This is a genomic window from Clostridium sp. MF28, from assembly GCF_002969175.1.
GTDB lineage: Bacteria > Bacillota > Clostridia > Clostridiales > Clostridiaceae > Clostridium > Clostridium beijerinckii.
The window spans coordinates 1308313-1334133 of the sequence record NZ_CP014331.1; the positions used below are offsets into that span (position 1 = coordinate 1308313).

General features: G+C 30.5%; 26 protein-coding genes and 1 pseudogene. 7 read left to right on the plus strand and 20 right to left on the minus strand.

Going from position 1 to position 25821, the window contains the following annotated elements:
• Positions 1–26 precede the first annotated feature (26 nt).
• A complete protein-coding gene (locus AXY43_RS05785) occupies positions 27–371 on the minus strand; it encodes an ArsR/SmtB family transcription factor (protein WP_077308105.1) in 345 nt (114 codons plus the stop codon).
• 520 nt (positions 372–891) lie between these two features.
• Here AXY43_RS05785 and AXY43_RS05790 point away from each other — a divergent pair.
• Complete coding sequence (locus tag AXY43_RS05790) at positions 892–1263, plus strand: hypothetical protein (RefSeq protein ID WP_242986128.1); 372 nt, start codon at positions 892–894, stop codon at positions 1261–1263.
• A gap of 252 nt (positions 1264–1515) precedes the next feature.
• Here AXY43_RS05790 and AXY43_RS05795 read toward each other — a convergent pair.
• The 4 genes and pseudogenes from AXY43_RS05795 to AXY43_RS05810 form a co-directional block, all read right to left on the minus strand.
• Positions 1516–2156, minus strand: a pseudogene (locus AXY43_RS05795) (Vat family streptogramin A O-acetyltransferase).
• A gap of 154 nt (positions 2157–2310) precedes the next feature.
• On the minus strand, positions 2311–4923 hold the full coding sequence (gene ppsA, locus AXY43_RS05800; RefSeq protein WP_105411201.1) for a phosphoenolpyruvate synthase: 2613 nt from the start codon (positions 4921–4923) through the stop codon (positions 2311–2313).
• Between the two features lie 274 nt (positions 4924–5197).
• Positions 5198–6022 (minus strand): nitroreductase family protein, encoded by an 825-nt coding sequence (locus tag AXY43_RS05805; RefSeq protein WP_087701389.1) that lies wholly within the window; start codon positions 6020–6022, stop codon positions 5198–5200.
• Between the two features lie 35 nt (positions 6023–6057).
• Complete coding sequence (locus AXY43_RS05810; RefSeq protein WP_077867811.1) at positions 6058–6411, minus strand: nuclear transport factor 2 family protein; 354 nt, start codon at positions 6409–6411, stop codon at positions 6058–6060.
• Between the two features lie 364 nt (positions 6412–6775).
• Between AXY43_RS05810 and AXY43_RS05815 the strand changes: the two genes are divergently transcribed.
• Positions 6776–7573 (plus strand): SDR family oxidoreductase, encoded by a 798-nt coding sequence (locus AXY43_RS05815; protein ID WP_105411202.1) that lies wholly within the window; start codon positions 6776–6778, stop codon positions 7571–7573.
• A 191-nt stretch (positions 7574–7764) separates the two neighbouring features.
• Positions 7765–8052, plus strand: a complete 288-nt coding sequence (locus AXY43_RS05820; RefSeq protein WP_105411203.1) for a Dabb family protein — start codon at positions 7765–7767, stop codon at positions 8050–8052.
• A gap of 378 nt (positions 8053–8430) precedes the next feature.
• Here the strand turns inward: AXY43_RS05820 and AXY43_RS05825 are convergent, their stop codons facing one another.
• Positions 8431–8934 (minus strand): Rrf2 family transcriptional regulator, encoded by a 504-nt coding sequence (locus tag AXY43_RS05825; RefSeq protein WP_077831178.1) that lies wholly within the window; start codon positions 8932–8934, stop codon positions 8431–8433.
• Between the two features lie 204 nt (positions 8935–9138).
• Between AXY43_RS05825 and AXY43_RS05830 the strand changes: the two genes are divergently transcribed.
• Together AXY43_RS05830 and AXY43_RS05835 are read left to right on the plus strand one after the other, a co-directional pair.
• Entirely contained in the window at positions 9139–9510 is a 372-nt protein-coding gene (locus AXY43_RS05830) for a pyridoxamine 5'-phosphate oxidase family protein (protein ID WP_077308118.1), read from the plus strand.
• Between the two features lie 24 nt (positions 9511–9534).
• Positions 9535–9711, plus strand: coding sequence for a 4Fe-4S binding protein (locus AXY43_RS05835; RefSeq protein ID WP_012059703.1), 177 nt, complete (start codon positions 9535–9537; stop codon positions 9709–9711).
• Between the two features lie 200 nt (positions 9712–9911).
• Here the strand turns inward: AXY43_RS05835 and namA are convergent, their stop codons facing one another.
• Complete coding sequence (gene namA, locus AXY43_RS05840) at positions 9912–10928, minus strand: NADPH dehydrogenase NamA (RefSeq protein ID WP_087701386.1); 1017 nt, start codon at positions 10926–10928, stop codon at positions 9912–9914.
• A gap of 145 nt (positions 10929–11073) precedes the next feature.
• On the opposite strand from namA, the gene AXY43_RS05845 reads away from it, so the two are divergent.
• Both AXY43_RS05845 and AXY43_RS05850 read left to right on the plus strand, forming a co-directional pair.
• Entirely contained in the window at positions 11074–11409 is a 336-nt protein-coding gene (locus AXY43_RS05845; protein WP_012059705.1) for a winged helix-turn-helix transcriptional regulator, read from the plus strand.
• Positions 11410–11752: 343 nt separating this feature from the next.
• A complete protein-coding gene (locus AXY43_RS05850) occupies positions 11753–12514 on the plus strand; it encodes a DeoR/GlpR family DNA-binding transcription regulator (protein WP_087701385.1) in 762 nt (253 codons plus the stop codon).
• 406 nt (positions 12515–12920) lie between these two features.
• Here AXY43_RS05850 and AXY43_RS05855 read toward each other — a convergent pair whose 3' ends face one another.
• The 13 genes from AXY43_RS05855 to AXY43_RS05915 all read right to left on the minus strand — a co-directional run bounded on the left by AXY43_RS05855 (position 12921) and on the right by AXY43_RS05915 (position 25807).
• Entirely contained in the window at positions 12921–13553 is a 633-nt protein-coding gene (locus AXY43_RS05855) for an SdpI family protein (RefSeq protein ID WP_087701384.1), read from the minus strand.
• Positions 13540–13818 carry an autorepressor SdpR family transcription factor gene (locus AXY43_RS05860; protein WP_105411204.1) on the minus strand — a complete coding sequence of 93 codons (279 nt, stop codon included), beginning with the start codon at positions 13816–13818 and terminating at the stop codon, positions 13540–13542. The genes AXY43_RS05855 and AXY43_RS05860 overlap by 14 nt, the downstream gene beginning before the upstream one ends.
• A 123-nt stretch (positions 13819–13941) precedes the next feature.
• Entirely contained in the window at positions 13942–15003 is a 1062-nt protein-coding gene (locus AXY43_RS05865; RefSeq protein WP_105411205.1) for a DUF4179 domain-containing protein, read from the minus strand.
• Positions 14993–15559: a sigma-70 family RNA polymerase sigma factor gene (locus tag AXY43_RS05870; protein WP_087701382.1), complete on the minus strand. Its 567-nt coding sequence runs from the start codon at positions 15557–15559 to the stop codon at positions 14993–14995. Before AXY43_RS05870 ends, AXY43_RS05865 begins: the two co-directional genes overlap by 11 nt.
• A 303-nt stretch (positions 15560–15862) precedes the next feature.
• On the minus strand, positions 15863–16474 hold the full coding sequence (locus AXY43_RS05875) for an ABC transporter permease (protein WP_012059711.1): 612 nt from the start codon (positions 16472–16474) through the stop codon (positions 15863–15865).
• A gap of 186 nt (positions 16475–16660) precedes the next feature.
• Positions 16661–17404 (minus strand): ABC transporter ATP-binding protein, encoded by a 744-nt coding sequence (locus AXY43_RS05880; protein WP_077830553.1) that lies wholly within the window; start codon positions 17402–17404, stop codon positions 16661–16663.
• 22 nt (positions 17405–17426) lie between these two features.
• Entirely contained in the window at positions 17427–18329 is a 903-nt protein-coding gene (locus AXY43_RS05885; protein ID WP_012059713.1) for a glycine betaine ABC transporter substrate-binding protein, read from the minus strand.
• Between the two features lie 118 nt (positions 18330–18447).
• A complete protein-coding gene (locus AXY43_RS05890) occupies positions 18448–19098 on the minus strand; it encodes an ABC transporter permease (protein ID WP_012059714.1) in 651 nt (216 codons plus the stop codon).
• A 389-nt stretch (positions 19099–19487) separates the two neighbouring features.
• Entirely contained in the window at positions 19488–20792 is a 1305-nt protein-coding gene (locus AXY43_RS05895; RefSeq protein ID WP_105411206.1) for an O-acetylhomoserine aminocarboxypropyltransferase/cysteine synthase family protein, read from the minus strand.
• A 164-nt stretch (positions 20793–20956) separates the two neighbouring features.
• The gene (locus AXY43_RS05900) at positions 20957–21865 is read right to left on the minus strand and encodes a 4Fe-4S binding protein (protein WP_105411207.1); all 909 of its coding nucleotides are present in this window, start codon (positions 21863–21865) and stop codon (positions 20957–20959) included.
• Between the two features lie 319 nt (positions 21866–22184).
• The gene (locus AXY43_RS05905; protein WP_105411208.1) at positions 22185–23045 is read right to left on the minus strand and encodes an NADAR family protein; all 861 of its coding nucleotides are present in this window, start codon (positions 23043–23045) and stop codon (positions 22185–22187) included.
• 354 nt (positions 23046–23399) lie between these two features.
• Entirely contained in the window at positions 23400–24263 is an 864-nt protein-coding gene (locus AXY43_RS05910) for a damage-control phosphatase ARMT1 family protein (RefSeq protein WP_105411209.1), read from the minus strand.
• 251 nt (positions 24264–24514) lie between these two features.
• A complete protein-coding gene (locus AXY43_RS05915) occupies positions 24515–25807 on the minus strand; it encodes a B12-binding domain-containing radical SAM protein (RefSeq protein WP_105411210.1) in 1293 nt (430 codons plus the stop codon).
• Positions 25808–25821: the final 14 nt, after the last annotated feature.

Below are 25821 nucleotides of genomic sequence, written 5' to 3' on the forward strand. Positions count from 1 at the left end.
TATCGCCTTTAGATTCTGCCATTATTCTAGTCCTCCTTCCAGCAATCACACATAAATTCTTCAACATGAGAAAATAACCTCTTCATCAGAATCAAATCGCTTTTGGCTGGATTTATATGATAGAAATTCATCGTTCCTTGCTTGACTAAAGTTACAATTTTTGCTTCTTTTAATATTTTTAAATGATGCGAAACAGCTGGACGTGACAAATGTGTCCTTTTAGTTATTTCTCCAACCCTTATTCCAGGATATGTTCCTTTCATTAAGCTTAAAATAATTAATTGCCTTGTCTCATCTCCAATAGCTGCCAGCACTGCTCTACATTCTTTGAACTCATTTTCTAGTTGCCTTAATTTATCTTGTTCGTTCATTATATCTCTCCTTTAATTAAATTGTAATCATTAGTGCTTTTCCCCATACAAACTTCATTCATTCGCATATGTTAATGGTTTAATCTTTTAATCCATAATAGCAAGGCATAATTGTTTTATCAACATCGGGAAAGTAAATCGAGACGAATATATTATTTTGTCATTAATTATAGTAAAGTTTTTAACTTCTAGGTCTTTTATTTCTAGTAGCCTGTTGAAGTTATTTATTTTATTATCAACTCAAAATTTTTCTCTCCCAATATGACAATCTATTTTCCTATCTTAAATTATGTGAAAATCCAGGGATTCTTAAATTTGTGGCCTTCGAACCCGCATTATTCAAGCATATTCTGAAGAATATATATTCTAATATTCTTTACCATAAATATTGTTTAGAATATTTATGGTAAAAAATAATATGACTATTTATTTATAGCCTTTTTTATTATACGAGTACATAAAATCATTCCTATTTAGAAAAAACTCAGCATTTTATAATCCGCTGCAGCTGTTCACGAATTTGTTCATAATCATAGTAAATAAAATAAATGAGAATACACCAAGATGGTTGGATGAAGGAATTGCATGTTATGAAGCAAAAGACAATAATGAAAACTGGATAATAAAAACTGTTAAAAATGGACTAGCAAATGATATTGTTCCTACATTTAAAGATTTAGATACAGGCGATGATTTTGAAACTTTTTTCAAATATGATGGATATCAATACTCATATACTATAGTAGAATCAATAATCAAATTATTTGACTATGACAAGCTGTGCAATTTGATAAAAGAACCTAATAGTTTTGTAGATGTTTTCGGAATAACCGAAGATGAGCTTCATAACGAATGGATTGATTATATAAAAATGAACTACGCACTAAATTAGACTATTAGAAATTTTTGAACTTACTTGCCAATAGGAAATCCTTTAATATTATGTATTAAATGAGGAAAATAAACTTCCTCATTTAACTTTCTACCATACTTTTTAGCTTAAAAAAACCTTATTATCATTATTTATATTTGACATTTTTAACTTGTAGTCTTCTAATGATATATGGCCTCCAGCAAATTCATTTTCGAATATATGAAATTTTGTTAGCCTATATTATTGTCCAAGCTATACATAGCTTATGATTTATATATATTCTTTCATTAATTGATCTAAACCAACTTCTGATATTAACTTTTCAATATTATTAAATATCTTCTCTTCGTCCCAATTCCACCATTGAAGCTTCAGTAAAAATTCAATTTTTTCATCACTAAAACGCTTTTTAATAAACTTGGCTGGATTACCGCCATAAATAGTATACGGCTCAACATCTTTCACTACAGTTGAATTTGTAGAAATGATCGCACCATCACCAATCTTAACCCCTGGCATAATAGTTACATTTTGGCCTATCCATACATCATTACCAATCACTGTATCTCCCTTAAAAGGCAACTGTTCTACTGTTGGAGTGACCTTTTCCCAACCACATCCAAAGATATTGAAGGGATAAGTTGTAACTCCATCCATTCTGTGGTTTGCTCCATTCATTATAAACTTAATCCCCTCTGCAATTGCACAAAACTTGCCTATTATAAGTTTATCTCCCAAGAATTCATAATGATGCTCTATATTATCATAAAATTTCTCAGGAGATTTTTTATTATCACTATAATAGTATATTCTCCAATCTCGACATTAGGTTTTTTAGGTAGATTACTTATATAACAAACCGTCTTTATATTCGTATTTGGATATAGCTTTTCCTTGTCTGGTCCTGTCATAGAGTACTCACCCCTTTCAGTTCTTTTATTTTTAATTTCTGACTTCTTTGGAATCAATATTATAGTCAAATGAATATTGGTTGGTCCTCAGTAATTATTTTTATCAAGTTTCCACCCTTCTGTCTGGTAATTTCATTTGACACTATCTACATCACTATAAAATTTCTATATATCCTTCAGTTCCATTCACTCGGATTCTCTGCCCATCTTTTATCAGTTTAGTAGCATTCTCTACACCTACAACTGCTGGTAATCCATATTCACGCGCGATAACGGCTCCATGAGTCATGAGTCCACCAATTTCAGTCACTAGACCTTTTATTGATACAAATAATGGTGTCCAGCTAGGGTCTGTAAAGGAGGTGACTAATATATCTCCTGCTTCTAGCACAGCATCTTCCATGTTTAAGATGACACGTGCTCTTCCCTCGATTACTCCAGACGAAACAGCTAGACCTGCAATCGCACCAGCTGGAAGATTTTCTCGTTTATATTTACCTGTAATGATTTCACCATCAGAGGTCATAACACGTGGTGGCGTTAGCTTTTCATTTAATTTATGTTCTTCTTTACGCTTAATTATAATATCATAATCAAGTTTATTTGTGTGTACTACTTCGCGAAGTTCTTCTAAAGTAAGGTAGTAAATATCTTCTTTTTTATGAATAACGCCATCTTGTACTAGCCGTTTTGCTTCTTTCATTAAAGCCTGCTTATAAACAAAATAGCGGCTAATCATACCGTATTTTGGGTATTCACGGTAACCTATAAAATTCCTAATCAAGTCGATATTTCGTTTTGTTTCTTTGGCCTTTTCTTCACCCTCAGGTAACTCTCTCAACCGACTCAATAACTCTTGCTCTTTATTTAAAGCTTCCTGTCGCCCTTGCTCAAATTTCTTTTTGCCAGCACTCGGCTCAAAGTTTTTGATATTGCTTAAAATCATAGGGACAAGTGTAATTGGTTTTTCGCTGAATCGAGTTCTAGTAATGTCGATTTCTCCACTGCAGCGCATTCCAAATTTCCTAAGATAAGACAATATTGCATCCCTTGTTTCCTTTCCACCATGAAATTTAATCACTTCCTCCAAGAAGTTATCATCTTTTACATGTTGTAAAAAATCAACTATTTCTGGATAAGGACGTATCACATCTGCCACATCCATTAATTCTAGACCCATTTCCGAAGTAATATTGTTTGATACAGATTGAGAAAGGATATCTGCTGCATTTTTTTCACCTAACCACTCGTTCATCTTTTCATTAATCCAAAGCGAAGCATTTATAGCAGACATAAATACGGCTGTACTTTGTGGGTCAAATAAAATCCTCTTTAACTCATTTATATCTTCTAGAATAAAATCAATTAAATCTACTCCTGATTTAGTTTGGATTTTTTGTTTTAACTCCTCTATGGATGATTGACTCTTCTTAATCAGCTCAGAAACGATAGTCCGATCCAATTCCTTTTGTGGCTCTGAACCTGCAGCTGAGATACTTTTATTGCTTTTAATGTCACTCTGTTCCTCTTTATCATTTGGTAAACATTTTATGAAATCTCGCTCTATTATGGTCATAATTGCGTCTTCTGTGAGAGGTTCAAGTTGTTTCATATTATTTAATAAGTTTTTTCTGCCATCTGGTGAAGCTAGCATTGGTGCGACATCAACAAACAACCTTCCACCAGCTTTAAACCATCGACCAAAAGATATTAACTCCTTTAAAGACATTCCGAGTGGCATCAAAGGATCGGTCATCATTTGTTGATGTCCCACAGATAAATATACATGTTTTTTTTCATCATTAGCTTCAGGAATTGGATATAAAGTAGTAATTGGTCGGCTCTGAACAATATAAAATGTATCGTGAGCCAAACACCATTCTATGTCTTGTGGACAGCCAAAATGCTCTTCAATCTTTCTCCCCATATGCGTAAGTCTCAAAATCTGTTCATCTGTCAGCACTTGACTATTTTGCATTTCAGACTCAATCTCCAACTTTTCGGTACCACCATCTTTTAAAGAATAGACACCTAGCTTCTTAGTGGATATTTTCTTATCTACTATTTTATCATTGCATACTCTATAATTATCAGCATTCACTAATCCAGAAACCAAGGCCTCCCCTAGCCCAAAGCTTGCATCAATGGATACCACTTTTCTATTACAAGTAACAGGATCAGCAGTAAACAAAATTCCTGCCGCCTTAGGGAATACCATCTTCTGAACAACCACAGAAAGATGCACTTTATTGTGGTCAAATCCGTTTTGAATACGATAAATTGCTGCTCTCTCTGTAAACAGTGATGCCAAGCACTTTCTGATATGTTTTAAAATTGATTCCTTTCCAATAATATTTAAATACGTATCCTGCTGACCTGCAAAAGAAGCTGTCGGCAAATCCTCTGCGGTTGCACTAGAACGTACGACATATGAATCTTTTTCACCAAGTCTTAATATAAATCTTGCAATCTCTTCGTTAATAACTTCAGGTATAGTTATCCCTTCAATCACCTTGCGAATTTCACTGCTAATTTCTCTTATTTTTTCTATGTCTTCTACTCCAAAATGCGATAATTCATCTAATAAACCTTTAAGTTCTTCATTATTTTCAGTTATCTTTTTATACGCTTTTGTTGTAACACAAAAACCTTCTGGTACTAAAATTTCAGTAATTCTAGATAATTCTCCTAGATTAGCGCCTTTACCTCCAACCATGGAAATCTTTGTTTTATCAATCTCCTGAAAGCTAAGTACATATGAATTCATACACATTCCCCTTCCTCTTTTAAGTCGGAATCCTGAGTAGTTTAATTCACTTGCTCGCACTCTTAGACTGCTCGTTAAAAAACATTTAGACTTTTAATTCCTTTTCCAAATACGAGTGAAGCAATTTCTACGAAGTGATTCTGTTCCTATGATACACAGAATAAGCACATATTATAAGCCTGTTATTTAAAAATTTCATATGGTATAATAAAGTTGAGGGGAATAGTTTATTTTTTATAAATTAAAACACTTCACTCACAGACATCACTGCTTTTTACTGCCATGTGATTTCTAAAGGATTTCTATCTACCAGTCTTTTAAAATTATAAAGTGGATATCCTACTAATAGCGCACCCGTTACTACCCTACCTTTAGAAATATTCAGCAATCTTAAAAGAGGTTCATATTCTGCCATAGAACAATATTCAAATAGTCCTGACCAACAGGTTCCTAATCCTAATGTTTGTGCATATAATTGCACATATGTTAATGAAAAGTGTGTATTGTCGCGACCAAGTTCTTTTTGTTCTCTTGGAGCTGTTGCAATCACTAAACATGGAGCATCTCTTAATATGGTATCTTTGTTATCATTACGATACTGTGCTATTGTCGAAACAGTATTCTGTACCCACGGCGAATTCTTTAACACACCATTTTCTATAGATTCCTCCGTCCAGTCAGCTATAATCGAAGTAATTTCATGTAGAATCTTATGATTATCAATAACATGATACGAAAGTCCTTGAGAATTGCAAGCTGTTGGTGCAAATCTAGCTATATTAAGAAGTTCACTAATTATATCTCGAGATACATCCCTTTTCTGAAATGCTCGAATAGATCTTCTTGATCTAAGAAAAGTGGCCGCAATATTTGAATCCATTAACTTTTCTTTTTGAATTTGCACTTGATTATCTAATGGAGTTTTTGTGCTGTCTAAAGCACCATTGGGACAAACAGCCACGCAATGACCACATTCAATACAAAGATCCCTGTCTACTTTGGGTCCTAAATCACTCATCACCAATGTTCCTCTACATATTTTCACACACAGACCACATTTAGTGCATTTTTCAGAATTAACTTTAATAAAATTATTCATACAATTCTCTCCTTCATTATATTGTTTTACTTGATTTATATATTTTGGGGAAACAATATTTCTAACCTAGCCACCATTTCTTTTAATATAGTAAAATGAAAATCTAATAATAGAGGATCTGGAAGTCCAGTTTTATCAAAATCACCATCTATTTTAGCTTTAACAATTGTTATAAGATTTTTTTCACTAATATCTATAACCTTTAATTCAAGCTTAGCTGCAAAGTGGTGCTTTATACTCCATTCTCGTATTTTATCTAGCCCAATATATTCTTGACCTTCATCAATTACAATTGCATCTTCAGTGAAAATTGATATAAATTTCTTTGGATCTGATTTATTGGATGTATTAAAATAAGTTTCAATAGGTTCTTGTAATTTCATATTCATAATATCTCTCCTTTATAATCCTATTCTCTAATAATTATTTCATATAATCGATCTTTCTAACTATAACAAGCATAACCTGACCACATCATGTCAAGTTATAATCGCTGAATCAAAATGAATATAATCCACTGTATAACTGAGAAAATAAAATCACATAATATTACATAATGTTATCAGACTAGAATTCCTATTTACCTAATTTCCAAAAGATGAAAGTATTAAATTATATGATATTACCTATCTCCTTATAATGATTTTGCTTAAGTAAATAAATACCATTCCAAAACTTGACGTGATGTCGTCAAGTTTACTTAATTATACTGATTAAGTAGATAAACTTATTTAAAGGGAGGTATTTTTAATTATGCAAAATACTTTATCATTTGATATTAACAAAGAACTTGATGGTAAACGCGTACTTGTAACAGGTGGAACTAAAGGTATTGGTAGATCAATTGTTGATCGTTTGCTTAATGCGGGTGCAAAAATAATAACAACTGCACGAACTATGCCTAATGATTTGCCAGATTCTATAGGGTTCATTCAAGCAAATGTTAGCACACCAGAGGGTACTGAGAGAATCATTAAAGAGACTCTTGAAAGACTCGGTGGATTAGATATTTTAATAAATAATGTAGGTGGTTCTTCATCCTCCACTTCTGGAGCATTAAGTTTAAGTGATGACGATTGGTTGCAAGCCTTTAACCAAAATCTTTTTTCAGCTGTACGCTTAGATCGTGGTTTTCTGCCCTCTATGATTAAACAACAGAAAGGCGTAATAATTCACATATCATCTATTCAAAGGAGACTTCCTGGGATAATGACTATGTCATACTCTGCTGCTAAAGCGGCCCTAACAAATTACAGCAAAAATCTAGCTACGCAGTTTGGTATAGATGGAATACGAATAAATACAGTTGCTCCAGGTTTTACAGAAACAAAATCTGCTGAGCGTCTTATTGAAAGAATGGCACAAAATTCCGGAATTGACTATAATAGCGCTCGTCAAGAATTAATGGATAACCTTGGCGGCATACCACTTGGTCGTCCAGCAAAACCTGAAGAAATCGCTGAACTTGTTGCATTTCTTGTATCAGACAGAGCATCTTATATCACTGGTAGTGAGCATATTATTGATGGCGGAATAATAAGGACTATATAGTCTATAAAGGCGCTATACTAAATAATTCAACATAAACATATTGTATTATTTAGTAATCACTAGATTAGTATCAATAACTTTGTAGTCCTTGCTACTCGTAATAGCTTATATATCATGAATAAAATTGTTTTCTAAATCAATGGTCATGAAATCGCACAAACTACATTAAATATTTTAGGAGGTAAAATAATATGGTTATAAACAATTTATTATTAAAATTAAAGATTAGAGATGCTGATAATATTAAAAAAACTCAAGAAGTTCTTCTAAGCATGAGAGGGAAAATAGAAGTTCTGATAGACATACAGGCAGAAATAAATATTCGTCCTGGTGAAAGTAATTATGATATAATTTTGATTACAAAATTTGCATCATTAGAAGATTTAGATAAATATCTTATTCATCCAAATCACTTAGAAGTTGCTAAATTTATCGGCAGTGTCTTAGATACACAAGCATCCGTATGTTATAGCTTATAAATAGTAACACAACTACCTACATTTAAAAATAACAGTTAGTACATTTAATACTAAAATAAGAAATTTATACCTTCCTAATTATCTTGAAAAAAGTTAATGTAGGAAGGTTTATTAAAGTTAGAAATTAATTACTAACATATCTTCATTATTAAATTTATAGAAAATATGAATATATATGTTGCAATAATAAATTTACATTTAAAATTTCAGTTAGGTAAGGCCTAAGTGAAAACCAAAATGTAGAAATCCAATTACAACATATATAGCATTATAGATCAGTTAAATTTAAAAGTATGGTTATAGTTTTTTGCTTCACCATATAACCTTTAAATGAGAGTAGTATTAAATCCATTATATTCTTAATTTTTACTACTTAAATTACTTTTTGCTATTATTAAACCATTCAATTGTTGCTTTTTCAAACTCTTTTGGAAGCTTTTTATTATATACTTCATTGTATAACCAAGCCAACGATTTTTTTCTTAAGTATTTTCTCATCTCATCTTCTGCTTCTGACATTACAACTTTTATTAAACATGGACATTTTGTATGTGTATCTGGCAAATTATCTTTATCTAATAATATATTATTTTGCCTAATTTCTGCACATTGAAAGAATGATTCGCTTCCTTCTACTGCTTCAACAATATCCCAAAATGTTATTTCTTCCTCACTACGAGCTAACGCATAACCACCTTTCACACCAGGTATAGATTTTATAATTCCTGCTTTGCTTAATTTTGCATATACTTTAGATAAGTAAGTTTCTGAAATACCTTGAAATGTTGCCAAGTCTCTTATTCCTACTGATTTACCTTCCTCTAGTTTTACCATATATAATAAGCAATGTATTGCATATTCTACTCCTACTGAAAATTTCATTTTTTATACTCCTTTGGTTTATAGTCTTTTATTAATAATATCCTATTATTTATCCCCATTCAAGATAATCATATGGTATGAAGCATATGTTCCCTGCCAAATATTTATATTGACAAACAAAAGAAATAATAATATTATAATTATAGATAACATTTATCGACGATAATACATATCTTTATTTTAAAAGGAAAGAAGGAATATAGAATGTTTACAGAAAAATTTTTTGAGGTATTAAATCATGAGGGAGTAGTTTCTATTGTAACTTGTTCAAATAACGAAGCTCATGTCGCTAATACATGGAACAGTTACTTAATCATTGCAGAAGGAAATAAAATCTTAATCCCTGCAGCTGCCATGATTAAAACAGAAGAAAATGTTAATGCTAATCCTAAAGTTAAATTAACTCTTGGTAGTAAAGAAGTGATGGGATACAATTATATGGGAACCGGATTTTTAATTGAAGGAACTGCTAAATTCTTAAAAGATGGAGATAATTTTAATCTAATGAAAGAAAAGTGTCCATTTTTAACAAGAACATTAGAAATTACAGTTACATCTTGTAAGCAAACATTATAGTTTTCTAAATGTAAGGAGAAAATTATGCCTAGAATAATCAGTAAATCTGACTGTGTGGGTTGTGCAAATTGCGAGCGAGTATGCATTGTTGGATGTATCACAGAAGATAATGATAAAAAAAGAATAATCACTGAATCTGCTTGTGTTGACTGTGGAGCTTGCCAATTAGCTTGCCCTAGAAAATGTATTTCTCAAAAATAATTTTATTTCATAAAAATAGAACAATCAAAAGCTTTGTATAATCTAAAAAAATACTATATAAAACAAGGTTGGGCTTAAAATTTAAGCTTCCAACCTTGATTTTTATATTCATAATAAGCGCACAAACTTTGCTAGATATATAACTTTATGTGCTTAAAATACATTGACTAGTATAACGTAGATTCTCCATCTTCAGAGTATTATTTGAAAGCACCCTTATATTGTTCTGGATAATCAAAATCTATGTTTCTAGATTTTGCTTCATTTAACACAAAGTATGGGTTTCTTAAAAGCTCTCTGCCAACTGCAACTAAATCTGCCCTGCCATTCGATATTATTTCCTCAGCCATATTAATATCTGTAATTAATCCAACAGCTATTGTAGGAATGTTACACTTTTCTTTGATTATGCTTGAATAATTTACTTGATATCCTGGATATGCATTTATTTCTACTGGAATTAATCCTCCAGTACTTAAATGCACTATATCAATATATTCTTTAATTTCATTTATAATTTCAATCATATCATTTAGCGTTATTCCACCCTCTTTATAATCATAGGCTGATACTCTAAGCAAAATTGCTTTCTCTTTTGGCCATACTTCTTTCACAGCTTCCAATATTTCTTTTAGAAATCTGATTCTGTTCTTTATATCACCACCATATTCATCTTTTCTTAAATTTGATAATGGTGATAGAAATTGATGTATTAGATAACCATGTGCTCCATGTATTTCTATAGCATCAAATCCCGCTTTATCTGCTCTTTTCGCTGCTTCTTTAAAATTTAATACAATTTCTTTAATATCATCTCTAGTTAATTCCTTAGGCAATGTGCTTCTTTCATCAAATTTAACTGCACTTGGAGCTACAGCTTGACTAGCAGCTCCTGTATATTTTCTTCCACCATGATTTAATTGTATTGCAATTTTAGAACCATATTTTTTAACACCATTAACAATTTTTTTCAGCCCATCTATATGCTTGTCATCCCAAATTCCTAAATCATTATCTGTTGTCCTTCCATTTTCAACAACTCCTGTAGACTCAAGTATTATGAGACCTACTGCACCAATAGCCCTGGTAACATAATGAGTGTAGTGAAAATCATTTGCCATACCCGTCTCGTCCGAAGAGTACATGCACATTGGTGGCATAACAATTCTATTCTTTAAGTTTGTATTTTTTAAAGTATAATTTTTAAAAGTATTCATAATTATAATCTCCTTTTTATTTAAATCTCTTGCTTATTGCCATTATATTATTTATACTATACTTTGAAAAGTAGTGATATTTTTTTCATATAATTTCAAAAAAGTAAGTATAGTGAGAAATCAACGGTTGAAAGGAGTTCTATTTATGTCAGAAATCAAACTTGAACGAGGAAATCCTAATGAAAAATGTCCTATTGAGGCGGCAATAGATATTATAGGTAGTAAATGGACGTTTCTAATAATAAGAGATTTATTGATAGATGGAAAAATAAGATTTGGAGATTTGTTACGCTCTTTAGATGGGATAAGCCCCAAAACACTCTCCCTTAGACTACGTGAATTAGAGAAATTTGGGTTAGTTAAAAGAATAGTTTATCCTGAAATTCCTCCAAAAGTTGAATATGAATTAACTGACAAAGGTAAGAGTTTAGAAACTGCATTTATAGAGCTTAAGAAGTGGGGACTTACAATTTTAGAATAGCCAAAAATTCTATTATGTATGCTTCTTTTCCTTATAATACTCTTTCTTTGTTCTCTATTGAATTAGGCACCTTCAAAAATTGCTAACATTGCGGCTATTCTTTGAAGATGCCTAAATATATAAAATATGACGCTAGGCATTACCCTATAACGCTAAATTATATCTTTTTTAAAATATTTCATTAACTAAGTTTACTTTTTATCATTATATATCATTTGTTATCTTTTGGTATCATTATATACCTTTTTAAATATCTATTCAATATATTTTATAAATTAAAAGAATAATGTTATAATATTAATCAACAACAATACTAAATGATAATAATTGGTGAGGTGCCTAAATGTTTACTGAAGAGAGACTAGAACAGATTTTAAATATACTTAATAAACATGGTAGAGTAAAAGTTAAAGAACTAAGTGAACAATTTAATGTTTCAGAAGGTATGATAAGAAAGGATTTACAAAGGTTAGAGAAAAATGGAGATCTTCAAAGAACCTATGGTGGAGCTATATTAAATAGAAAAATTTCTAAATTAAGCTCTATAACTACCAGAATGACAGTTAACTTAAATAGCAAAGAGTTAATATCCAAAAAGGCTTTTGAACTTATAGATGATGGAGATATTATTTTTTTAGAGTCCTCAAGCATAAATTTTTTATTAGCAAAACTAATAGCTAATAGCACAAAAAAAATAACTTTAATAACTAATATGTCTATAATTCCACCGCTTTTCAATAACAATGAAACCGTTGTATTAATATGCATAGGTGGTGTATATGACAATAGAAGTGGCGGAGTCTTAGGCTCAGAAGCCATTAAGAGCATCTCTAAATATACTTTTAATAAAGGTTTTTTAGGAAGTTCCGGTGTAAATTTAATTACTAACAGCGTAGGTACTTCTATGTTAGAAGATGGTAATCTTAAAGAACTTATAGTTTCAACAAGTAAAGAAGCATTTTTGCTTGTTGAAACAGAAAAATTTAATACAGATAGTCTCTATAAATTTGCAACTATAGATGAATTTGATGCTATAGTTACCGACTCAAACATTACTGATGATATTAAAGAACAGTTGAATAATTTAACTGTTAAGCTAATATAAGATTGAATACATACTATAGATATCCAACTTTAAAACTATATTTATGTGGTAACTTGCCGAAATCATAAATATTTTGTTCCGAAAAGCTATGAAAATATCGCTGAAGATTCTAAGCAGCAGATTTCACCACTTTAGCATGCTCCCACTTTCAGTGTAACAAGCTAAAGTGGAACAATCTACAACTAAGAATCTTAGCAGCTCATTTTCAAATGTTTTCTCCACAAATATATTTATGATTTCTAGCTAAGATAACCATTTATATATAGTAAATATGGAAATATGTTCATTTAATAAGTTAAATATTTAAATTGAATATCCGTATAGTGTATGTGAAATAACTAGATGTGTGCTCTAAAAATTTTTACTGATGTAATATTATGTACCCATTCATTAACATAGTGGTTTCTTATAACCCCTTTTTATATATCCAATATGAATAGCCACATGGAATTACTACAATAACTAATAAAATAATTAAAGTTAATAAAGCACTTTTCATCTGCATACAACCTAAGATTATCATAAAAATACCGCCAAGTATCCAAAGATATCCTGCCATATGATGAGTTTTATTCCAATTCATTTCGCTATTTAATGTCCATGGTAATCTAATACCAACAGTATAATTTTGCTTGCATTTTGGCAGATAGTTTCCAGCTGCTACAATAATAACTCCTACGACTACTGATGTAATAATTTGAATAGGAATTTTATATCCAAGCGCAATAAATAAGGTTACTGGTACTAATACGACTGAAATAATTGGAGCAGACCACTTTCCTAAATACTTCAATGCAGATGGCGAATTCATTTTCTTTGGGTCGTTATTAAGCTTAAAGTGTATAAAAATATTAATTATCGCCATTAAAACCGGCATTCCAAACGCTCCAACTGCTTTTGGCACATAATTATTTGGAACACCTGCATAATTAAAATGAATAGGCACTACTTCAGGTAATTTATCATATACTCCAAATGAAAGAATCAATGGCAAAAAACAAATAATAGTTGTAATCCATAAAATATTATCTTTTTTCATCTTCATTCCCCCTAAATTGCGAAAACCAAAGCATTACTTCTTCAAATACCGATACATTGATTTCGTAATATATAAAATTTTTGTATTTTGTCTCTAAAACCAAACCTGCTTTTTTTAATTGAGATATATGATATGAAATTGTTGCACCTGTCATATCAAATTCCTTTGAAATCTCCCCAGCTGATTTTTTACCACTTTTCAGCATTACTAAAATTTCTCGCCGAACTGGATCTGACAATGCTTTAAAAGTTTCTGGAACCCCCAAATTATCATCTCCCTTTTATATTCTTATCTTCAAAGTCAATATCTATTTAGATTATTTTCTAAATAGATATTACTTAAAAAGGAGATCCTTTTCTACATAGATTTGGTTCTCCCCCATTATTTTTCATTTAATATTTATTGTAAATTCATCTCCAACTTTTTTATATTCATCAAATTTAGGTTCCTCACCACCTTCTTCTGGCATTTTTACTGCATAAGGTGTCAAAATTAATTTATTTGCCTTTTCACTCATATTTCCAACTAATACATTTTCGTATTTTAGTAAAAACTCATCTTTTGTTCCCTTTGTTAAGTCAAATATTACTTTATTACCTAAATCATCATATCCTTTTAATAAAATAGCGTATGTTCCTCTCTCGGTTGAATTATTAATTATTTTACCATATATTTTTTGTCCTAAAGCATTATCTGTATACTTTTCTAATATATATTTATCTCCATTCTCAATATTAAATCCATAACCAAGCTTTACAGTTTTAGTATCAATTTTCAGCCTATCTCCATTAGTTTTAAATTCAAACTTCCAAGTTCCATTTATATCATCAGTATAATTTACCATCATTTTGGAATATACAATCTTTATATTTAAATCTCCACTTAAATCCATGTCTTTTATTGAATCTAAATCATACCCAATTACTGCTTGTGTAGTATTATCATCTATTTTTTCCATACCACCACCTGCCCCTGTAAGTTTAACTTTCTTATTATTTATATAAAGAGTCATTACACCATTCCAAGTATCGTTGTCTTTTAGAATTCTATCTGAGCTTATATCAGTAGATATGAGTAGTTCATTATCATCTAACACCACCTCATTTAATTTAACTGTTACTCCATTGTCCGTAACAGATTTGTTGATTACTGTATTATAATCTTCTAAATTCCTCTCTATTCCTAAGAAACTTGAAATACTTTCACTTAGTAAATTTACTTTTGATAAGGCGTAAACTCCTGCATTTCCAAAAGACATACCAACTAGTACTGCTATTATTGCAGCTGCAGCTATTACTTTTCTTCCAACATTTTGTTTTCTACTCTTTTTTATAGATTTCCTAATATTCTTTTTAAGTGATTCCTTTTCAATATCATTAAAATCTTCTTTTTTGTATTCATCTAAATCGATGTTTGCTTCATTAAGCAGACTATATATGTTATTCTTCATGCTTAACACCTCTTCTATTATCAATATTAAAAATATCTTTTATTCTCTTTTTTGCCCTAGATAATCTATTGTATATAACTTCTTTTTTCATTCCATATTCGTTACTTATTTCATTAATGTCAATTTCATCAACATATAGCTTATAAAGCAAATTTCTGTCCTTCTCCTTTAAACATCCAAGTAGCGATTCTACTTCATTACTTAATTCATTTTCTAAATTCTTCGATTCAACACCATCTTCACTGATATTCAAATCATCAATATTTTCATGTTGTAGATCTTTTAAATATTTTCGTTTATAATCAATGCATTTAAACTTACATATGCCAGCCACCCAATTTTTAAATTCACTTTTACTTTCATCAAAGCTATTTATGTTGTTCCAAATCCCTAAAAGAATATCATTTATACATTCTTCTTGAACACTATTGATCCCATATAGATGCTTTCCTACAATAGATTTTATAATCCAACCATAATTATCAATAACATAATCTAAGGCTTTTTCATTCTTATTTCTCAATTCTTTAATATAATTATCTTCATTCACCTTCATTTTCTACCTCTTCCTGTAAAGCAAGCTTGCATTTAGTAAGTTTGTACTTACATATATTAATTCGTATAAAAAAAGAAAAATCTATCAAAATCATAAAATAATTTTAACAGATCTTTCTAAATTCTTTGATATTTTTACTTTAAGGCGCTAAGTCCCATTTTGATTATATGATATTGTTTATTAAAAATATAATTTCTCAAAGGCTTATATATATGTTGCAATTCTCAATTCATAATTAGGGCTAAAATTCTTGCAATATTTTTGAAGTTATAATGAAGAATTATTTTTGCAATATATATGGTTTTAAGTAATCTTTTTCTCAATCAGATTAAGTATTGCATTTACTACTATAGCTAAGCCTGCTGACATTAAGGTTCCCCATAGTATTTTAGCTGTATTTACTGTTCTAAGTCCGTCTAATAAGACACTTCCAATCCCACCAGCATTAATAGAGGCTGCAATTGTAGCAATACCTATTGTAGATACTACTGCAAGATGGATTCCTGCAAAGATTGGCTTAGTAACTAGAGGTAACTTGATTTGAAATAATATTTGGCTTTTGCTCATTCCCATTCCAGTCGCTGCTTCTACAATGGAAGCATCCACATTATTAAGCCCATCTATTGTGTTTCTTAGTAATATGTACTGATTATAAAGTACTAAAACTATAATTGCAGTAACTTTACCAAGCCCTGTTATTGGCACTAAAATCGCAAATAATGCTAAACTAGGAATTGAATATATCATAGCAAATATATTAACCAACAATTTAGATGCTATTTTTGAATAAGCTGCTAATATCGTTAATAATGCTGCTAATATTATAGAAATCACTAAAGTAATTAATACAATTTCTATATGTCCTACAAAGGCTTTTAATAATTTATCAGGATATTTTAATAAATAGTCAATCATAAATTTCTAATCCTCCAAAAATACTTCCTGCCCATTCGCGGAATTGGGCACAATCAAGAAAATAACAAGTTCATCTGCCAGCATATTTTCCACCATCCTTCGTCGGCAGATTGTCTTAATAGTCCCACTATGAAGCCAATCTACCTCCTCGCCTAATGAAAAATATTCATGCCAGCTTTGGACTTGTTATTTACCTTCATGTGCCTTAATTAGTGATTTTACAAAATCATTTGCAGGATTTTTAGCAATATTTCTTGGTGTATCAAATTGCTGTATCTTTCCTTTATCCATTATTAACACTTTGCTACCGAGTTTAAATGCTTCATTGATATCATGAGTTACAAACAGATATGTTTTCTTTGAAGTATTATAAATCTTTAATAACTCATCTTGAAGATTTATTCTATTTATTGCATCAATAGCACCAAATGGTTCATCAAGCAGCATTACATCAGGGTTAACTGCTAAAGCCCTAGCAAGTCCTACACGTTGCTGTTGTCCACCAGATAATTGAGCTGGATATCTATTTCTAAATTCCTTTGGCTCAAGACCAACAAGTTCAAGTAATTCATCTACTCTAGATTCTATTTTTTCCTTAGGCCATTTAAGTATCTTTGGAACTGTCGCTATATTACCTGCTATGGTCATATGTGGAAACAAACCAACCTGTTGAATTACATAACCTATTTTTCTTCTAAACTCTACTGGATCTTTACCGCTAATATCCTCACCAAAAAATTCAATACTTCCTTTATGTGGATCATACAAGCGATTAATCATCTTAAGGAGTGTTGTCTTTCCACACCCTGAAGATCCTAAAATTGTAATGAATTCTCCATGTTCAATTTTTAGACTTACATTATCAACTGCGCTATATGCTGCTCCTTTAAATTGTTTATAAACATTCTTAAACTCTATTGCTATACTCATCTTGAATATCTCCTTCTATCTATTATTTAATAGAATCGTAATACTCCTTAGCTACTTCTTCGTATTCTTTTTTATCTACATCAACTTCTGCGTTTAATTTTGTTATCTTTTTAGTATCTAAGCTTGCACTAACTTTATTTAAAATATCAGCAATATCTGGATGAGCATCTAATACTGATTTTTTAATTACTGGTGCTAAATTATATGGAGGCCATACGTGTTTATCATCTTCTAATAAAGTAAATTCAGGTTTTACTAATTGACCTTCTGTTGTAGATGCTGGTGCAAGATCTGCTTCATTATTTGCTAACACTTCGTACTTTAATCCATTGTCATATACCTTTGTAGATTTAAAATCAAACTTTCCATAAACCTTCTCTAATCCTGGAATACCATCTTCTCTCTTATCAAATTCACCTTGTGATGCAAATCTAATTTCACCTGCATGTTTTTGTAAATCAGAAATAGTTTTAATTCCAAGTTTATTTGCTACATCGGTACGAATTACTAAACCTTGTCCATCATTTGCAGGCGAATAGTCAAGCCATTCTAAATTAAATTGCTTTTCATATTCAGATTTAACTGTGTCATAAACTTGCTTTGGATCTGTAATTAAATCCTTCTTTAAAATCGCCAATAATCCAGTGCCAGTATATTCTGGGTATAAATCAATTTCATCATTTACAAGTGATGTATGAATAACTGAGCTTGCTATATTAGGTACTCTTTCTACTTTATAACCTTTATCTTCAAGGGCTAATGCATAAACTTCACCTACTATTGAGTTTTCTGTAAAGTCCTTTGACCCTATACGAATTGTATTTTTATCTCCACTTGAACCTTTGCTATTTCCGCAAGCAACAAGCCCTCCAAGTGTAACTGTAATTAATAACGTTCCTATGATTCTTTTAATATTTTTATTCATAATTATCACTCCCCAATCTGAATTAATCTTTATTATTTGTCTTTTGATGATCTTATCTAAAGCTCATATGTCATTTTTTCATACTCTCACTAATCTATAATGATTAAGCGACTTAAAACTATATATTTGAATTAATATACTTATATCTAAGCAGATATTTTTCAAAACCTAACATAATTACATTTGCAAGCATTGAAAGAATTGCTACAGTAACACCACCTATTAGAAGCAAATCTGCTCTATTCAGTCCTAATCCAGTGAAAATAATGTTCCCAACTCCACCGCCACCAATATAAGCAGCAAGTGTAGCACTAGCGATTATCTCGACCATTGCAGTTTTAATTCCTGTTAGCATAAGAGGCGCAGCTAATGGCACCTTTACCTTCCAAAAACTCTGCGCTTTTGACATTCCCATTGCCATTGAAGTCTCAATCATAAATTCAGGAATTGTGTTAAAGGCAAGTGCTGTATTTAATAATATTGGTGGTATTCCAAGCAACGCCAATGCAATAAGTGCTGGTTTAACACCTGTTCCTACAATAGGAATGAACATTATAAGAACAGCTAAGCTTGGAACAATTCTGAGAGTGTTAAACGAAGTTGTTACCCATCGATACCATACTTTGTTTTTGGTAGATAATATTCCAAAGGGAATTCCAATAATTGCTGCTACAAGTAAGGATAGTAAACTTATTTCTAAGTGCTGCCCTATTGCCTGCAGATAATTATTCATGTCCTTTTGAAAATAATCTATAATATTTTGCCACATATTCTCACTTCCCTTGTTGAAAAAGTATAATTCCCCAAAACCCTAAGTTCTTATAAAACCTTTGGTGAAAATTTCAAAATTGTTAACGTTCCTAAAAAAATACTATACGCTCCTAAGTCAAAGATACACGGAATTGTGCTTAAGCTTAATAGATAATAATATATAATTCCTATCTTTGTAAGTATATACGACATAGTCAAAATTATTATTGTAATTATTGAATAAAATTTGTAACTATTCATCCATCTTTGATTGCTTAGTCTCTCATTAATTATTAGTAACTTTCCTCTTTTCTTCCAGTAATTATATCATATAACATATTTTCATGCAAACTTATGTTCCCAGAACGTAGGTTTGCTTATAGAAAAATATTGATTATTTAATATTCTCTATTCATCTATTGAATCAAGCGCATGCTTAAGATCTGCTATTAAATCCTCTGCCTCTTCAATACCTATTGATAATCTTAAAGTATCATCATATACTCCCGCTTTTTCTCTTTCTTCTTTAGATTGTCCAAAATGAGTTGATGTTGCTGAATGTACAATAAGTGATTTTGCATCTCCCACATTTACCATGTAATCAAATACTTTAACTTCTTCAAAGACTTTTCTTGCTGCCTCTATTCCACCTTTTAATCTTATAGACATTATTGCGCCTGGACCCTTAGGAAAATATTTTTTAGCTAACTCATGATACTTATTACTTTTAAGTCCTGGGTATGCCACTGAAAGAACTTTCGGATGACCTTCAAGGAATTCAGCCACCTTTTGCGCATTAGCTGCATGTTCTCTCATTCTTAAAGATAAAGTTTCAATTCCTTGCAATAAATAAAACGTACTAGTTGGGCTTAAGTGTGCACCTAAATCAGTTAAGTATCTGATTCTAAGTCTCTTAGTAAACATTGTTTTATCTAAAATATCTTTTCCTATCGTATCTTTGTATTCATCATAAAATTTTTCAAACTGAGGGAATTTCCCATTCAACCAATTAAAACCACCTTTTTCAACTACAGCTCCTACAATTGTTGTCCCATGACCTGCAAGATATTTGGTTGCAGAATAGCAAACAATATCCGCTCCATATTCAAATGGTCGTAATAAATACGGTGTTGCAAAAGTATTATCAACAATTAATGGTATTCCATGTTCATGAGCTAGATTAGCCACAGCTTCAATATCGATTATATTCATACCAGGATTGCCAAGGCTTTCAATATAAATTGCCTTTGTCTTTTCTGTAATTACTTTTCTGTATGATTCTATATCATTTTCATCATCTACAAACCTCCCAACAATTCCATAATCAGGTAAAATGTTATTTAATAAGGTTCTACTTCCTCCATATAAAGTATTAACAGCTACTATTTCATCCCCTGATTTTGCGATATTCAAAAAAGTATTAGATATTGCTGCCATTCCTGAACCTAATGCAATTGCTTCTATTCCTCCCTCAAGTGATGCTAATCTTCTTTCAAGTACCGTATTAGTTGGATTTGAAAATCTTACGTAAGAATGACCTTCTTCAGAATAATCAAATAATCTAATACATCTCTCAAAATCCCCAAGTTCAAAAGCTGCTGTTTGGTAAATTGGAACTGCTTTTGATCTATAATGTTCTGCTGGATTATAACCTGCATGTAATTGTCTTGTAGTAAAACCTAACTGATTATTTTTATATGCTTCGTAACTCATTTTAATCCCTCTCTTTTAATTTAATCACATTCAAAATATATCAAACCGTATGCCTAAACTTTTTGAACCAAACTCAATACTCTCAATATTTATTTAATCGCTCCTTATATAAACAAAATCACTTTCTTTACTAACGCAAAATATACGGTGTATCTTCAAGCATGTTATTTTCTTTCCTGTAACTTAAGTGCCTTTGTAGGACACGAATTTGAACAAATTCCACAACCTACGCATTTTGAAATATCTGTTTTTATGATTCCATCAACCTTAGTAAATACATCAAAATGGCATCTTTTTATACAAGCACCACACTTAATGCAGTTATGTGAATTAAATTCAATGATTTGATTTGTTTTTGGCCAAAATCCACTGCTATTTCTTTTTGCCTGGCTTCTAAATAAATAACAGCAGTCTCCACAGCAATTACATATACCATTTGAATTAACTGTATGCATAAGACCTTTCTTATCAGCATTTTTTACTATTTCTTTTGCTCTTTCTTTATCTATTTCTTCTGATAAACCTCTATGTGCAAATGTATTAATTCCATTTCTATACGTAATACAGGTTTTAGTTGGTTTTCCACATTCTCCTCTAAGGCTTCTACAATCGCAGTAATTTAGATAAACAGGTCTATCCTGAGTGTCAATGAATTCTAACACCTTGTTAAGTGGTAAAATTTCATCCTCTGTAGGCCTTACACTAAAATCAGGGTCTAACCCATCATAATAAGCTTTAAAATACCAGGCATCCATAGAAAGTTGATCTGCCTTTGGAATGCTTCTATAAACCTCTTGCTCAGATATTGAAAAAATATCTAATCTACTATAAAAATTTGCTATTTTATATGTAGATGTTTCTTCATCTACAAGTGAAATAATACCTCTTCTATAACTATTTTTTATAAACTCATCTGAATTTTCATCTATAATTTTCTCTATATCCTTCTTAGTAAATGTACCCTTGTCCATCTTATCTACAAATTCAATTTCTTCTTTAGTAAATATCTTGTTGATGAACGGATAAGCTACTTCAGGTATCTGGAACTTTTTAATAAAATTTTGTAAATCCATAAACACGCCCCACAGCCAAATGATTTTTTTATAGCACCTATTGCCTAAAATAAAACAAAAAAGACCGCAAAAATCCCTAAGCAGGAAAAGTCCAAAAAAAGACTTAACCACCCTAAATTTCTACGATCTCTAGCTTTCTAGTCAATCATTTCTTATTTATTTTTATTAAGCACATATTATAATTATATTTATTTTTTAATTCATACTAATTTTATATGATTACTTTTTTATCAGTATATTCTCTAACCTATATTTTGTCAATAAAAACTTTGGTTAGAATTTGCTTTATAAAATAAATATACCATCTATCTGTACTACATTAACTATATCTATTATTCAACGAAACCCAATCAATCATATTGCTATTTTTACATACTCTTTTTATTTCATTTCTAACTTCCATTAACGCAAATCCGAGTAAATTTTCCCCGCGCCATAATTCTGGATTTTTGATATTAACATCCTCCTCAGACATCTGTATTCCCCATACAGTATCATATGGACTTGCCTCTACTAATATTTTATCCCCTGTGGAAATAAGAAATGTTTTTAATCTTTCATTTTGCATGAACTTATTATAATTTCCATTTATGATAATTGAATATTTAGCTCTATTCCAAATTTCTTCATCAAAACCTCTTACTTTACGTCCAAAGCTCTTTATTTCCTTAGGATCATAACTATTCATAATTTTTTCTTCTATTTCTTTATCTCCAAAAAATCTAGCTTTTTCTGCCATCATATATTGTTCCATAAATAAATATTCAGTATGTCCAATATTGAACCTGCTCTTCCACCACTGGCTAAAGCAAGACTTTGTAATCCCGCCATCTTTTTTAGGATGATGCCCCCAGAAATAAATATATTCCAAGTTCTTTCCATCTTTATAATCTGAAATAAGGTTATTTAAATCATATTCAGGCTTGCCATCTTTTTGCCAAGTGTATGTCCAATAATTATTATATTCATAAATATTATCTTCTCTTTCCCATCTTTTAGGCTCTGGAAACATTTCTTTATACTTTTTCTTCTCATCCTCTTCTAATTTATTAAACCATAAGTAAAAATCTATAGCATATCCTTCACCATATCCCATTCTCCATCCAATGCTTCCATTTGGAATTTCAGGATACATTAGCCATAGCGGAGCCATTAATAGATTTCCATTTTTATTTTCCATAATATCTTTCTCCTTACATCTCTGCTTTTATATAATAAAACATCACTAACTAATTCCCCATCAATTGCATTAGCGACTTTTCCTCATTGTTCTCCATCATTAGTATATAAATTTATTTTATCCTTTATCTCAAAGCTGATAAACTCTCAGTTTGATATCTTTAAATCTTTCTTGATTAATGCTTGTCTTATTTATGTATGGAACTAAGAATTCTTTTTAATATAGATCTTTAGAGCCTTAATTAATAAGACAAGAGCATATATTCCTAGCACACATAAGATTAATACTAAAATTCTAAATATAATCACTGGGATTATTTGTACTATTAGACCACTCATGACACACCTCCTGTAATTAAAATTTGTTTTTCATACAAATCATTCTCTTTTCCGGAACACCAATATCATTTGCAATCACATCACATTTAGTCATTAAAAGAAAATAGATATTTTTCTTTTCTTCACTCAAGCATTCATAGTTAGCTTGCCCTTTAGCAATTACTACATCAGCCTTTTTATAGACTTCTTTAAACTCACGACTTGTCCTTTTTAAAACAGTCCCAAGAGAACCATCTCTATTATCAATAACCTCTGCATATTCATCAATTCCTACTGCATGTGCGTCTTCAGCTATAGAGTCATTTACAACAGGTTTACCTCGTACTCCAAAGAATATTTTAACATTAGGATTTAGTTCTTTTATTTTTTTCAAAAGAATCTTGTCCATACATATTTCTCCACAATTATCACCTAAGTATAATAATATTTTTGAATTTAAAATATCTTCCGCTAGCTTTCTAGAATCATCTATTGCAAGTTCCAACTGTTCCATTTTTTCAAAATAATCAAATATATCCTCTAATAATGTATTGTGAATAGGATTGAAATCTATGATATTACCAACAACGGCATACCTTACTGCTAATTGAAACGAATCTTCAGCTTGCTCAATCTTCCTCTCAAATTCAGGTAACAGTTTTAAAAATAATGTATTATAGTAATTTCTAGTTTCTTTATATGGATCTTGATTATTAGTATGTTTTTTTATCATGCCAAAAATTTCTCCAATAATTTCGGGTGTAGTTGCCTCAAAATCCATTTTACTGAGATATGTAAAAACTTCCTTCAATAACTCTTCTTTATTGTTAACCCCTGTAATATTTGCTACTTTTATAACTTGGTTGACCATACACAGCAAGCATTTATCATGTATTTTCATAATTGCACCTCTTTATTTCTAAATAATTTAGCAGTTTAAACTCCCCTACAAATTACAATTTATCTTTTAGCTAATGATAGTAAATCTTATAAATACCATTCTGTTTAATTATAAAAAGTATATTTCATTTATAATTCTAAATCCTATCTTTTCATTATTAACCCAATTGATATATGAATAATTTAAATTTTAAACTATAACCAACTTCATAATTCATATAAACCAGTTACTTTAAAGAATTCTCTAATATACTAAAAATTATTTTTTGTACCGTTAAGACTTATCTTATATCCTAAATTTACAATTAAGTTATATAATATGTTTGTTTTAGATTTTCTTATTCTCTTATAAATAGATTTTAAAGAATAAAACTCTCTCCTAAACCACATATAGCCTTCAAACAGCTCTTCTGCGCTCATATTTTTAGGAATAAAAGCTACTCTAGTTTTTCCATTGTAATAGCTCCAATCCTCTGTTATTAATCTATTTTCTTCTTTTAACTTTGAATATACTGGTGTTTTAGGCAGAGGAGTTAATATACTTACAGTAGATCCATCTATTCCTAGCTCATTGCAGGCATCAAGAGTTTTCTTGAATACATCCTTTTTATCTGTATCAAATCCAAATATTATTCCTGCTTGTACACAAATTCCATTATTATGGATTTTATCTATCATGTTTTTATATTTATCTACATCATTTATACCTTTGTTTACGCTTCCTAAACTATCCTGTGAAAAAGATTCTATTCCTACAAAAAAGTATACACAGCCAGCCTCTTTAGCTAATTTTAATAATTCATCATCTTTACATCTCTCTAGCGTTACTTGTGCTGCCCACTTTTTATTAAGTTTTTTCAATTCCAACAGTAATTCTTTCACAAAATTTATATCCCCAAAGAAATTATCATCCCAAAATACAAAAAACTTAATTTTCATGGTCTTTATCTCAGAAATAACTTCTTTAATAGGCCTTGTTCTAAACGGCTCACAATAAATTTGCTTTAAATTGCAATAACTACAATTATAAGGACATCCCCTCGAAGAAATAACTGCCCCTTTTGTAAAGTATCTTTTATGAATTAGATCTCTTCTTGCTATTGGCATATTTTTTAGATTAGGTACTTCTTCGCAAATATATTCTGGTTTTGCTTTATCCTCATAGAAATCTTCTAAAAATTCTGGCCATATAATTTCGCCTTCTCCCACCATTATATAATCACACTGTTTTTTCACCTCTTCAGGTAATAATGTTGCATGAGGACCTCCCATTACAACTTTAATATTCTTATCTCTAAACTTCTTCGATATATCATAACAATGGGCAGCATTAGATGTGTTTACCGTTATTGCAACCAGATGAAATTTTTCTTCAAAAGGAACTCTTTGATTATATTCATCAACTAGAGTTATTTCATATTTATTTTCATCTATGAAAGCTGCTAAGTATGGCATAGTTATCTGAATAAAATTATTAAATTGATTTTTTCTAAATCTATTTATTTCCTCATTCTCAGGTGTTATTAAAAGTATTTTTTTCTTCATGCTCAGATCTCCCC

Coding starts and splice junctions, on each gene's coding strand:
- AXY43_RS05885 (WP_012059713.1), bottom strand. CDS start 18,329: ATGAATAAAAATATTAAAAGAATCATAGGAACGTTATTAATTACAGTT.
- AXY43_RS05895 (WP_105411206.1), bottom strand. CDS start 20,792: ATGAGTTACGAAGCATATAAAAATAATCAGTTAGGTTTTACTACAAGA.
- AXY43_RS05910 (WP_105411209.1), bottom strand. CDS start 24,263: ATGAAAATACATGATAAATGCTTGCTGTGTATGGTCAACCAAGTTATA.
- AXY43_RS05880 (WP_077830553.1), bottom strand. CDS start 17,404: ATGAGTATAGCAATAGAGTTTAAGAATGTTTATAAACAATTTAAAGGA.
- AXY43_RS05785 (WP_077308105.1), bottom strand. CDS start 371: ATGAACGAACAAGATAAATTAAGGCAACTAGAAAATGAGTTCAAAGAA.
- AXY43_RS05835 (WP_012059703.1), top strand. CDS start 9,535: ATGCCTAGAATAATCAGTAAATCTGACTGTGTGGGTTGTGCAAATTGC.
- AXY43_RS05810 (WP_077867811.1), bottom strand. CDS start 6,411: ATGAATATGAAATTACAAGAACCTATTGAAACTTATTTTAATACATCC.
- AXY43_RS05805 (WP_087701389.1), bottom strand. CDS start 6,022: ATGAATAATTTTATTAAAGTTAATTCTGAAAAATGCACTAAATGTGGT.
- AXY43_RS05890 (WP_012059714.1), bottom strand. CDS start 19,098: ATGTGGCAAAATATTATAGATTATTTTCAAAAGGACATGAATAATTAT.
- AXY43_RS05825 (WP_077831178.1), bottom strand. CDS start 8,934: ATGAAATTTTCAGTAGGAGTAGAATATGCAATACATTGCTTATTATAT.
- AXY43_RS05870 (WP_087701382.1), bottom strand. CDS start 15,559: ATGAAGGTGAATGAAGATAATTATATTAAAGAATTGAGAAATAAGAAT.
- AXY43_RS05820 (WP_105411203.1), top strand. CDS start 7,765: ATGGTTATAAACAATTTATTATTAAAATTAAAGATTAGAGATGCTGAT.
- namA (WP_087701386.1), bottom strand. CDS start 10,928: ATGAATACTTTTAAAAATTATACTTTAAAAAATACAAACTTAAAGAAT.
- AXY43_RS05815 (WP_105411202.1), top strand. CDS start 6,776: ATGCAAAATACTTTATCATTTGATATTAACAAAGAACTTGATGGTAAA.
- AXY43_RS05905 (WP_105411208.1), bottom strand. CDS start 23,045: ATGGAAAATAAAAATGGAAATCTATTAATGGCTCCGCTATGGCTAATG.
- AXY43_RS05865 (WP_105411205.1), bottom strand. CDS start 15,003: ATGAAGAATAACATATATAGTCTGCTTAATGAAGCAAACATCGATTTA.
- AXY43_RS05850 (WP_087701385.1), top strand. CDS start 11,753: ATGTTTACTGAAGAGAGACTAGAACAGATTTTAAATATACTTAATAAA.
- AXY43_RS05900 (WP_105411207.1), bottom strand. CDS start 21,865: ATGGATTTACAAAATTTTATTAAAAAGTTCCAGATACCTGAAGTAGCT.
- AXY43_RS05915 (WP_105411210.1), bottom strand. CDS start 25,807: ATGAAGAAAAAAATACTTTTAATAACACCTGAGAATGAGGAAATAAAT.
- AXY43_RS05830 (WP_077308118.1), top strand. CDS start 9,139: ATGTTTACAGAAAAATTTTTTGAGGTATTAAATCATGAGGGAGTAGTT.
- ppsA (WP_105411201.1), bottom strand. CDS start 4,923: ATGAATTCATATGTACTTAGCTTTCAGGAGATTGATAAAACAAAGATT.
- AXY43_RS05845 (WP_012059705.1), top strand. CDS start 11,074: ATGTCAGAAATCAAACTTGAACGAGGAAATCCTAATGAAAAATGTCCT.
- AXY43_RS05855 (WP_087701384.1), bottom strand. CDS start 13,553: ATGAAAAAAGATAATATTTTATGGATTACAACTATTATTTGTTTTTTG.
- AXY43_RS05875 (WP_012059711.1), bottom strand. CDS start 16,474: ATGATTGACTATTTATTAAAATATCCTGATAAATTATTAAAAGCCTTT.